The organism is Acinetobacter sp. YH12140 (genome assembly GCF_013418475.1).
Lineage (GTDB): Bacteria > Pseudomonadota > Gammaproteobacteria > Pseudomonadales > Moraxellaceae > Acinetobacter > Acinetobacter amyesii.
Genome location: NZ_VPBZ01000018.1, coordinates 1 through 11,460, shown reverse-complemented (window position 1 = coordinate 11,460; position 11,460 = coordinate 1). Strand labels below are relative to the sequence as shown.

At 36.2% G+C, this 11,460-nt stretch carries 10 protein-coding genes and 1 pseudogene; 6 read left to right on the top strand and 5 right to left on the bottom strand.

Features of this window, described 5'->3' with window-relative positions:
* Positions 1-591, top strand: a 591-nt coding sequence (locus tag FTU75_RS17680) for a hypothetical protein (protein ID WP_180116563.1), incomplete at its 5' end; no start/stop codon positions are given.
* 596 nt (positions 592-1,187) lie between these two features.
* Here FTU75_RS17680 and FTU75_RS17675 read toward each other — a convergent pair.
* On the bottom strand, positions 1,188-1,829 hold the full coding sequence (locus tag FTU75_RS17675) for a TetR/AcrR family transcriptional regulator C-terminal domain-containing protein (RefSeq protein ID WP_004787586.1): 642 nt from the start codon (positions 1,827-1,829) through the stop codon (positions 1,188-1,190).
* Between the two features lie 65 nt (positions 1,830-1,894).
* Between FTU75_RS17675 and tet(39) the strand changes: the two genes are divergently transcribed.
* Positions 1,895-3,082 carry a tetracycline efflux MFS transporter Tet(39) gene (gene tet(39), locus FTU75_RS17670; protein WP_046267530.1) on the top strand — a complete coding sequence of 396 codons (1,188 nt, stop codon included), beginning with the start codon at positions 1,895-1,897 and terminating at the stop codon, positions 3,080-3,082.
* Between the two features lie 229 nt (positions 3,083-3,311).
* Here the strand turns inward: tet(39) and FTU75_RS17665 are convergent, their stop codons facing one another.
* The 3 genes from FTU75_RS17665 to FTU75_RS17655 all read right to left on the bottom strand — a co-directional run bounded on the left by FTU75_RS17665 (position 3,312) and on the right by FTU75_RS17655 (position 6,438).
* Entirely contained in the window at positions 3,312-3,842 is a 531-nt protein-coding gene (locus FTU75_RS17665; RefSeq protein WP_180116562.1) for a plasmid replication DNA-binding protein, read from the bottom strand.
* A gap of 78 nt (positions 3,843-3,920) precedes the next feature.
* Entirely contained in the window at positions 3,921-4,835 is a 915-nt protein-coding gene (repM, locus tag FTU75_RS17660; RefSeq protein WP_180000635.1) for a replication initiation protein RepM, read from the bottom strand.
* Positions 4,836-5,682: 847 nt separating this feature from the next.
* Positions 5,683-6,438, bottom strand: coding sequence for a hypothetical protein (locus FTU75_RS17655; RefSeq protein WP_180000619.1), 756 nt, complete (start codon positions 6,436-6,438; stop codon positions 5,683-5,685).
* Between the two features lie 221 nt (positions 6,439-6,659).
* Here FTU75_RS17655 and FTU75_RS17650 point away from each other — a divergent pair, with 221 nt between their 5' ends.
* Complete coding sequence (locus FTU75_RS17650; RefSeq protein WP_180074442.1) at positions 6,660-7,943, top strand: MobA/MobL family protein; 1,284 nt, start codon at positions 6,660-6,662, stop codon at positions 7,941-7,943.
* Here the strand turns inward: FTU75_RS17650 and FTU75_RS17645 are convergent.
* Complete coding sequence (locus tag FTU75_RS17645) at positions 7,927-8,160, bottom strand: hypothetical protein (protein ID WP_249733010.1); 234 nt, start codon at positions 8,158-8,160, stop codon at positions 7,927-7,929. The genes FTU75_RS17650 and FTU75_RS17645 overlap by 17 nt on opposite strands.
* Before the next feature lie 975 nt (positions 8,161-9,135).
* On the opposite strand from FTU75_RS17645, the gene FTU75_RS17640 reads away from it, so the two are divergent.
* The 3 genes and pseudogenes from FTU75_RS17640 to FTU75_RS17630 form a co-directional block, all read left to right on the top strand.
* Positions 9,136-9,666 (top strand): hypothetical protein, encoded by a 531-nt coding sequence (locus tag FTU75_RS17640; protein WP_151764873.1) that lies wholly within the window; start codon positions 9,136-9,138, stop codon positions 9,664-9,666.
* A 9-nt stretch (positions 9,667-9,675) separates the two neighbouring features.
* Positions 9,676-10,725 carry an Abi family protein gene (locus tag FTU75_RS17635; RefSeq protein WP_151764874.1) on the top strand — a complete coding sequence of 350 codons (1,050 nt, stop codon included), beginning with the start codon at positions 9,676-9,678 and terminating at the stop codon, positions 10,723-10,725.
* 407 nt (positions 10,726-11,132) lie between these two features.
* Positions 11,133-11,460: pseudogene (locus tag FTU75_RS17630) on the top strand (hypothetical protein); the annotation flags it as partial.

The following is an 11,460-nucleotide window of genomic DNA, read 5'->3' as shown; positions in this document are numbered from 1 at the left end:
AGACAAGAAATTCGTCAAATATTAGAAGAAGAATATACTAAACAAGGAAAGAGTTATTGGGATAGTCATCATGAGATCTATTTAGAAACAGAGATTATATTAAAAAGAGAAAAATGGCAGAAGGGAATTCTCCCACGAGAGTTTGAACATAATATTGTATTTATCTATGCACGTGCTTTTCTTTATGCATTAGATGCCTTTGATAAATTTCTAGGAGTATTAAGCAGAGAAGAGAATGTACCTGAAGTTATTTCAGAACTACATAAAAAAATATCTGATATTTTCCCAGATCTAAGAGGTGTGCGTAACACAGCTCAACATCTAGAAGATCGTTCTAGAGGATTAGGGTCAGGAAAACCCCCTAAGCCATTAGATTTAAAGCCAATTGATAATAATTTTATAAGTGCTCCTGGTGGTGTATTAGTACTTAATAGCTTAAATGGTTCTAAATATGGTTCAACTATGGCTGATGGGCATTATGGCGAAGTTGATGTTTCTCCAGAATCAATGAGTCATCTACAGGAAATACTCAATAATATTTTAGGATCATTTAAGTGGCATGGTTCCAAACAGCATAAACCTAGTGTTTGATTAGATTTCCTAAAATGAACATAATCCACGTTATATTAATTCTTAAAATTGATACTAAAATACTGATTTTGTTTTTAAATAAAAAAGCCCGACATCCTGTCGGGCTTTTTCGTATTGGTTCTCTTGGCATAACTCCTGTCGTGCCGCCGATCCTTGTGCGATTATTTATTTTTATTCTGCGGAACATCCTGTTCTCTTATGACTTCATGATATTGAATACAAGGGGTTGTGAATATCCGCAAAACCCCTAAATTCATGTGCGCTCAGGCGTACAAAATTGGTGAATTTTTATCCCGAGAGTTGTCCGCAGAAATTGGGGATAATTTAAGCAAGCGCTGGCTTGATAACGCAGAGAAAAATGACAAATTGATTAAATATTGATCAATTTTATTGGCAATAAGTATCAAAATTGCTCAAAAAGAAACCGACTTGTTTCCAAGTCGGTTTTTTGTTGTTTTTCAGGGGGGTGAAAAATTTTTAACTATATGAAAAACAAGGATATTTTAAAAAGCATTTCGTATAACCTCTATTATGTTAAATAATTAAGGATAAAAGCTTTATTACTAAATAGAACAGTTGCTTAAAGCAGTATAGAGTTAAGTTTGCATTTTAATATCAAGTTGTCTTTCAGCACCGATAATCACCATACGAATCCCATTTTCAAAAATGTCATCCGCATTCATATTTTGTAAGGTATTCACTCCTTGGAGCATGAGTGGATATATAGTTGGATCGGCTTCGAATGGTGGGTCTGATCTTATTTCTTCTTGCTGCTCCTCAAGGACCCACCCAACAATAAACCTTCCTAATGTCATAAGTAATGCAACTGCTTCAACAGGAGAAAACCCAGCATGAGATAACAGCGCAACTTGGGCCTCAATCGTGTTGAAATGTCCTTGACTGGGGCTAGTTCTTGCATGTAGACGAGCACCATCACGGTAAGCTAGTAGTGCTCGACGAAAGCTTACAGAATTAGCGAGCAACCAATCTTGCCATGTCATCCCATCGATGGGTAAAGAAACTAAATGGTGTTCATTTATAATGGTTTCCGCCATTGCTTCCATTAACAAGGATTTATTCTTGAAATGCCAATATAGAGTTGGAGATTTAATACCCAATCGTTGAGCTAGCTTGCGTGTGGTTATTGAATCTATGCCTTCTTCATTCAACATATCCAATGCGGTACGCAGGACTATTTCACGTGTCAGACGTTGAGGTGCAATATCTTTTTTACTCATAAATCTATCACTGATAGGGAGTGTGTGAGAGAATATTAATTCTATCATTGCTAGAGAAGGCATTTGTGAAGAAATCATTGAGCGTGATTTTAATCACTATATTTCTGGATGCTGTTGGGATTGGTTTAATTATGCCGATCTTGCCTGAATTATTACGGTCATTGGCTGGAGCTGAAGCAGGCGGTGTTCACTATGGTGCTTTATTAGCTGTGTATGCTCTGATGCAGTTCATTTTTGCACCTATCCTTGGAGCGTTGAGTGACCGATTTGGACGTCGACCTGTATTAATTATTTCAATTGCTGGTGCAACGGCTGATTATCTCCTAATGGCTGCTGCTCCTTCTCTATTGTGGCTATATATTGGTCGTATTTTTGCGGGAATTACAGGTGCCAACATGGCTGTTGCAACAGCTTATGTTTCAGATATTACTCCAGCCCATGAGCGTGCAAAAAGGTTTGGTCTCCTTGGAGCTGTCTTTGGTATTGGGTTTATAGCGGGTCCGGTAATAGGTGGAGTTTTGGGTGAATGGAACTTACATGCACCGTTCTTTGCTGCTGCTTTTATGAATGGGATTAATTTAATAATGACAGCAGTCTTATTAAAAGAATCAAAACACAGCAATAAAATGACTGAGAAGGTTCAGGAGCAATCAATATTAAAGAAATTATCCTATTTGATCACTCAACCTAATATGGCTCCATTGCTTGGTATCTTTTTAATTATCACATTGGTTTCACAAGTCCCCGCAACTTTATGGGTTATCTATGGGCAGGATCGTTATGGCTGGAGTATATTTATTGCAGGTGTTTCCCTTGCTAGTTATGGAATATGCCATTCTATTGCACAGGCTTTTGCTATCGCCCCTATGGTAAAGAGGTTTGGAGAGAAAAATACGTTGTTATGTGGAATAGCTTGCGATGCAATTGGTTTACTTCTTTTATCTATTGCTGTTGAAGAATGGGTGCCTTTTGCGTTGTTACCATTGTTTGCCCTTGGTGGAGTAGCCGCTCCTGCTTTGCAAGCAATGATGTCCAGAGGTATTAGTGATGAAAGACAAGGTGAATTACAAGGGCTATTAAGCAGTTTTAATAGTCTGGGGGCTATAATTGGTCCTGTATTAGTTACTAGCCTCTATTTTATGACTCAGGCATCAGCTCCTGGAATGGTATGGGCATTAGCTGCAATACTTTATGTAATCACCCTACCCTTATTGCTTAAGTATCGCCTGAATAAATATTCTGGAGTTCCATAAAATATTTAATTTATTGGTTTAAAAACTAATGGATTCTATAGTTTATCTAAAATTAACATAATACACCTTATACGAAATGCTATTTTTTATTTCATATAAATCAATGCTGTAGTTTCTAGTTGATAGCCCGAACATCTATGTTCGGGCTTTTTTTGTGATTTTTCACGTTCCACGCCTATTCTTTGATCAATGTTCCACAACTTTGTTCATATCAGTTAAACAATCGTGGTTAATCATAGGGTCTAAAAAAACGGCTCCAAAAGCCTCTTTTCTCCGGCTCCGGTTCAACGTGCTCCGGCACGGGAATCCGCTTATTTTCTGTCTGATCTGGAGTAGTCAATCCGTCATGTTTAGCTTCTGCTGTGTCCGGTTCGGAGGCTGTTTTGGCCATGCTTGATTGCACTGGTTCTTGATCGGTAAACGTAGTCATATTAGGTTTTGGGGCTTCTAATAGGCGTTGCATCGTTTCAATTTGGTTTTGATAGAAAGATTCCCGATCTTTGGCATCATCAAGCTGATTTTTTAGCATGTCTATTTGTTGTCTAAGCAGTAAAACTTCTGCCGAATTTGGACTGTCTATTTTTACAGGTTCTTTTACATCCTGTTTTTTGACGGGTTCCCCAAAAACACGGATTGCTTCCGCTAGATCAATCTTATTCTCAGAATTTTTACTTAAAATTCCTTTCTTTATGTTGTTGTAAATCGTTTGTCTATTGATGTTGTAGAGCTTGGAAAGTTCAAGAACTGTAAGGGTTTTCATGCTGTAAACCTATGCCTAAACTTGTCAAAATTGATTGTCTATTAGACTGTCTAATAGACAAATGATCAAGTCTATAATTTAGGCAGCTTTAAACCCGACTTTTTCAAGGAAAGGAATAAATTCCTTTACTTTTTCTGAATCTTTGAGCATCTCAGCAAGCCTTACAGCAAATTCAGGATAGCTTTCAGTTCCTTGAGAATAGTTGCTACTTACTTCTGGGAGTTCTGATAGTTTGTTAGCAAACAAGTGACGTTGTGCATCAGTTAATTTAGGGAAATCAACCTTTGTATTTTGTGTTTTAGTTTTTTTCTGGGTTAGTTTAAAAGAAAATCCTGAAATGATTCGACCTGTTTTATGTTGTTCGTATTTAGCAGTTATATCTGTTAGCTCATTAACTTGTTTAATAGCAAAATCTAGAACATAACTTTTGAAGTTACTCATAGTCTTATACTGATTAACTTCAACGCCTAGTTGCTGTCTAAATGTTTGTAAATCAAAAACAGGAGTCTTTCCTGCGGATCTCCATTGAATTAACAATTCATACAAACGAATTGCATAAGTACTGGTTAATTTAGCGACTTGCTGTAATTCATACTTAGTAAAGTTTTCTTCTAAGCGAGTAATAAGAGGAACTATGTCTTGAGTGAAGCGTAAAAAAACAATCCCTGAATTTGGTTCATAACCAATTTTATCTACCCAACGACAGTGAAAACTGCGGTCTTTCCCCGTTTTAGGGCTAATGTCATGATAAGTGACATAACGGTCAAATAAGCTTTTAGATGCATCTCTCAGAACTTTATAAGCAGTATGTTTTTCAACATTAAAAGTATTTATATAACTACTTGCATGAACTTCAAGGAGGCTATTTTCTGTAATCCCATGTCCAGTTTCTCTGGCTTCTGCTATCGCAAGTAAAATTAAGCGTTGTTCTACCGTATCAAGTGTATAACTTGCTTGAACTAAAGCATTGTCTTTAACAATTAATTTTGACATTTCTCTATTTATTATCTTAACAACTAGGTCGTAAGATAGACTATTCAAATTGTTTTGGCAATTCTCTTTTTACTAGGTCGATAAACCTAGTTTTAATACCCTTTAAGACTAATATAATTTCACCACCTTTAAAGGCTTTTAGGCTAATAAACCTTAGCTTAGTGATTGTTTTAAGAGCAAACTTAATATTAAAGAAGTAAAAGGTCGACAAACCTAGTTTTAAGGTCGACAAACCTAGTTTTAAGGGTCGACAAACCTAGTTTTAAGGGTCGACAAACCTAGTTTTAAGGGTCGACAAACCTAGTTTAATAGAACCTGTAAAGCTTTTAAATAAATGCTTTCAGGATATCTAAAAGCATTTAAAAACATTAAAAATAATTAAAAGCCCAGGGAGTGAAAAAATTGCCCTATGTTTTCGCTACGCTCAAACTCTATTGAATCTCGCTTTCACTCGATTCGTTGGGGCAATTTTTTAGTTAATTCTTTCTTGAATTCTAAAAATCAAAAGCAAGAATGAATTCGCTTCGCTCATAAAGCTTTTTTACTCGCTTTCGCTCGATCTAGAATCTGATTTTTACATGTGATTTACGCTTTATTAGGCTCTACGGCCTAAAAAGCTGTTTTTCAGAAAGTCGAAGCGCGAATTTTAGTGGTTCGCTCGTAGACACTCGCTCTATAGATACCTTTTAGGTATTTAATTTGAGTTTTAAGGACATTTCTTAATTTATAAATTAAGGATTCATTTAGGGGTGAAGCGTAAAAGGGCTTATTTCGCATTTTTAGCCCTGATTACATTTTTTATGTAGGATTTTATAGGATTGAGCCCAAAACAGGCTGTAATCGCATTTTATGGCTTTTTACGGTGCTTTTGGATGAGTACCTTGTGAAGTTTTTGTCCATTGATGTTATAGGTTGGCAAATCTTCAATCATACGCTGGAATAATTTTGTTTCTTCCTTGAGGTCTTCGGTGTTGTTTTGGATCTCTTTATAGATTGTGGTTTCTTTAATGGCTCTTTCCCAAATAATGCTCTGTAGGAGGGCATCTCTGAGTAGGGGAATATCGCTGTGTTGGATCTGAAGATCCAGGTCTTTATAAAGCGATTGAACTACACCTCCTATCGCGTATTTGAGTTGGTTTTCTGCATTGCGTTTTTTCTGGGCTTCTGTCAGTTCCTTGTGACTTTTCTGCAAAATTTCACGTTTGTGTTCATTCTCCAGCCGGATTCGATTGTCTAGGGCGGCTTTTTCAATTTTCTGATAAGACTCTAGGGCGCGATCTAGGCGGAAAAAATTATCCTGATCCATTGTTTGATTGAGTAAGGTCAGAATTTCAATTTCGTTGGCCAAGAGAGGCTGTTGGTTTTTGTCCTTCAGTTTGATTTGTTCAATGAGTGCCTGTCTTGTTAGAAACTGGTTTTTCTCTCGGTCGACTGTTTTGAACAGGCTGAGTTGTTTGTCATTGAATCTGCCATTGGATTGCTGAAGTAGGGTCAAAGCCTGTTGTTGTTTTTTCTTGAGGAAGGGAAGTTTCTCCAGAAATTGCTGCAATGTCGTGAGGTCATTTGAGGTGAGTATTTTCGTAGGTCTTCCACGGGCCGCCATCGCATTCTCCAGCATAAAATGGGTGAGGTTTTTGTGTTTTCAGTTTAGCATAGGCCGGCACGGGAAGAATTAAATAAAATGTGGGAACATTTTATTTAATTCTTAAGCTCGTTTCCGTGTTTTTAATTCGATATAATTACTACGCAATTATATCGAATTAAAAACACTTCTCCTCGTGCTCCGCAGGCTCTGCGAGGCTCCGTGAATTTGAAGGTGGGATTATGTTCTATTGCAACCTGGAACACACAAGCAAAAAGGCCGTGAAAACCCGATCGGGGAAAGTAAAAAATGCTGCCACGGCCAAGAACCGGTTTCACTACATTACCCGGACTTCGCACTTTAAAAATTATAAAGAAAGTGCCTCAGAACAGATCGAGTTTGTGAGATCCGGCAATCTGCCAAATTTTGCTGAAGGAAAGCCAGCTGAGTTTTGGGACGCTGCAGATATTTATGAACGTAGTAATGGCCGTACCTGTTCCAGTTTGGTGGTGGCCTTGCCCAAAGAGTTGAATCAGGCACAGCGGATTGAATTGGCCGAGGCGTTTATTGCTGAGTTCGCAGACCGCTATAGCTATCCCTTTACCTGTGCCATTCATAATCATGTTGGATCGTTGGGTGGGCAAGAGCAACCGCATTTGCATTTTATGTATAGTGAACGACATGTTGATGGCATTGACCGGACCGCAGAACAGTTTTTTAAGCGTTATAACCCAAAGGATCCACAGAAAGGTGGGGCGCAGAAGCTGACAGCTGATGTGTTAGGTATGGGAAAGGCGCAGTTACAGCTGTATCGGCAGAAGACTGAAGAGCTGATTAATGACAGTCTCATGCGTTATGCCCCGACCAAGATGGTGGAAATCAAGGGAATTCAGGTGGAAGTTCCTAGCTTGGTCAGCTGTTTATCCAACAAGGAGTACAACAAGAAGCATGGCACACAGCTGAAGGATGTTCCTGTGATGAATAAGGCGGTCCGTTTTGCGCGTGAGAAAGAGCCGGAATTAGTGGCAGAACGGGAAAGAATGACTGCTGAAATTAACCGGTTACGTGCTGAAAATCATTATGAGTTGTATCGTCCATTTTACGAGGCTGAATTAAAAAATCGTCAAGAGATTGAAGAATTGAGCACGCAAGCTGAAACACCACGGACACGCCAGCGTTGGTATGCTCAAGAAAAATTATTGTTTTTACAACAAAAAATGCAGCAAACCTTATTGCAAGATCATCAAACGACCGAACCTTTTAGGTTGATTCAGCATGATTTACAGGCTTATATCGATCTTTTGAATACCGAATTCTTCGATCGACTTGAGAAATTTGAATACTTAAGTGATCTGGGCCAACGGTTAAAGAATTCAGTTATTCAGATAGCCTCTATTGATGAAGAATTGGCATTCATGCAGCGGCAGGTCATCGAACGTGTGCCTTTGCAAATGAGAGACAAGGCAGTAACTCCTGACAAAATAAGGAATCATGATCAGGATAATGATTTTAGTTCTGGTTTTTAGGCAGATTGTTTAAGGCGCGCCATTGCATCAGCAGAACAGCCTCTTCATCTTCCAGTGTAGTTTCTCCAGACTGGATCCGTTCAAAGCGTTCCCAGGATCTTTTTTTATGGGCCCTTTTTTCTTTGGGACTCATGCCGAAGGTCGTAATCGATTGAGCTGTTGCCCAATCCTTGCGATCCATTTTTTTGAGATGCTCACTTGTACTGAATTTTTTCATGGAAATACTTCTGATAGGGACTTAACCGAATTATTTGATCTTTAATTCCTTAACGTGACAGAACCTGATATTGCAACTGCCAAGCTGAATGCAGAACTTTCTCTTGTATTGTAAAAGATAATTCGACTTCTAGATTTTTTTAGCTTCGATAAAAACAAGATAATAATTATAAATCAATAATTTAGACGATTAGTAATGAATTTTAGATTTTTGAGAAAAAAGCAAGATAATAATTATAAATCAATACTTTAGATGATTAGTGATGAATTTTAGATTCTATTTTTTTTAGCGTCTAGCCTAAAATTCATTACTATCCCATTTTATTTATTAAGCATCACTATAATTAGTCAAAAAATGAAAAAAACTTCATTAATAATCCAGATTTACCAGAAATTATATATGTAAGAATAAGGAGTACTATTATTGTGAATATCAAAATATCACCCTCGGGATGATTGAGACCAAATTTAATTAAGTTTGTGTCGAGAAAGCGGTCCAAGATCCAAGATAAAATCATCAAATTTACTGTCAAAGCTGTTGCTACCAATTTAGCTGAAGACTCTTCTATTTGTTCAATAAAACTCATTTTTACATGCCTATGTTATAGCTACTCTCAATAATATTGATACAGATCTTCACAACGGTTTGCAAACTTCACATAAGAGATTTTATGTTAAATAGCCATTTTGAAATTTTTGGCTCCCCCTAAGTACCCCACGAGCACGTACGAGTACAGGACAACGGAGGACCACGTTGAGAACAGCGAGCACAGAGTTTTTAGTTTAAGTTATTGAATATTAATAATTAATTTTAAATTAAATTACACTTAAAAAAATGAAATGTAATATTTATTACATTTCATTTTTTTTTGAGCTATTTTAAATAAATTTCAAATTAAATAAAAAAATACTTAATTTATTGATTTATAAGGATAAATTTAATAATTTAACTGTATTGAGATTTTGGACATTAATGATGAATGAAAAGCAAACAGCGACTAGGCTAAAAAAAGTAGCTAAGCAAAATCTGGATTGGCGTCAAAAGTTTTGGCCTGAAATAAAAGATGAAGACTTATGGTTGAGAAAATCGAAAGTTGGATTCATTACGGTACCAAGAGGTTTGCCCCAAATCATGGCTTTTATTGACGCTTTAACGAAAAATACTCCAGCTTCTAAGGCTTATTTTGCTCTCTGGTGTAGGAGTTTTGATGAAATGGTTATACGTATTCAGAACCCTATGATTTTAGCATCTGAATCGGGATTTTCAGGGCCAAGACAATTAACTACATGGAATACAAGGATGGAATTACTGGAAAAGTTTGGATTCATCAAAACAGCTAAAGGTCCAACTGGTCCGTATGAGTTTGTAATATTACTGAATCCATATGTGGTCATTAAGAGTTATATGAATGATCCTGCCAATACGATTAATGAAAATTTGAAACAGTTATTTTTAGCTTTAGAAATAAGAGCATCTGAAATTGGTGCAGATGACCTTTTAGAATAGGAAACATGTATGAACACAAATCCTAAAACATGGTTATCTCTGGATAAACAATTAGAACTTTTAGCGTCAAGAAATGTAACTATTTCTGATAGTAATAAGGCGAAAGAATGTCTAGAGCGTATAGGGTATTATCGTTTAAGCGGCTATTTATATCCCTTTAAAAAAGATAGTTATTTGTGCTGTAAGTTTCCACCGAAAAACTTAAAATCTACATCTAATTTCCCTGGGGGAATTATAAAAATTGATGATTATCAAAATGTTAATTTTGAAACAATTATTGATTTATATATCTTTGATAAGAAATTGAGATTATTAATCTTAGATGCTATTGAAAGAATAGAAATAGCTTTGCGATCACAAATTGCTCATCTATTGGGTGAATATGGTCCATATTCTTATTTGGAATCCCAATATTTCTATAAGGATTTTACAAGTTCTTCAAATAGTGGTGCTTTTTTATCGAATCATCATTTATGGCTTACTAAAAATGCATCTTTAATTAAAAGGTCGAAAGAAGATTTTATAAAACATCATAAAGATAATGGGTTAATACCTATACCTATCTGGGTAATTTGTGAGGTTTGGGATTTTGGGGCACTGGCTACTTTATATGAAGGGATGTTAAAGGATGACCAAGATAAAATTTCATGTAAATATGGTATTCAAAATGGTCGTATTTTTTATAAATGGCTTCAAGTGCTAGGTGAGATAAGAAATGTTTGTGCCCATCATTCTCGATTATGGAATAGAAATATTCTGAATGTCCCAACATATCCCCCTGCATCAGCCTATGCTTGGTTATCAAAATTGGATACTGAGATAAGCAACGAGAAGATAAACAACGGGATAAGCAAGACGAAACTATTTTCAATTTTATGTATTTGCTCTTTCCTAGTGAAGGCGATTAACCCCAATAGTGAATGGGTAGAGAGACTTATTGAGCTATTAAAAACCTTACCTGATATGTCTGATCAAGGATTAGGATTGAATAGTATGGGATTGGATCAAACAGTTCTAGAAGAAGACTGGGAAGGTATTTTAAGGAATATCAGAAATTAAAAACCCCTGAGCGATTCCGAAGAATGACAGGGGTCGTAATGGCCCCATTATTGAACCATCAAAAAAAAAAATCAATAATAATTTAGATAAAATAATGAAAAAAATAATAAAATTTTATATAATTCAATGGTGAAGACCCTCATTAATCCATGATGAACGTTGCATATATAACGAGAGTTATGGGTGTCAGTTCCCCCAATTGACGTAAATAAGAGGGTTGTACCATGGGACCGAAAGTTGTTCGTGTACAAACTTATCTTCGCTTTAGGTATGGTGTTTGGGAGTCTGTGTGCACCCATTACCGTTCATTACCTAATCGATAGTTAAGTGAGAGGGTCTTCATACAAATTTAATTAAAATTTCAATTTATTAAAAATTATCAATAATTTAAAAAAGATGGTGCGAGTTTGTTTATATTCGAAATTATAATTCCAGGTACATGGCTTGATTATGATGATAGAGAATGGACTTGGAAAATTGAAAGGCAACTCGATTCATTACAATCTCAATTTTTTGAAGCAAATTTAGCTTTAAATCTATTCCTATCAGCCCAATCATCTCGAGCATCTTCATCTTCAAAAGATGTATGGGATGCTGATTCGAAAAGAAGACAAGAAATTCGTCAAATATTAGAAGAAGAATATACTAAACAAGGAAAGAGTTATTGGGATAGTCATCATGAGATCTATTTAGAAACAGAGATTATATTAAAAAGAGAAAAATGGCAGAAGGGAA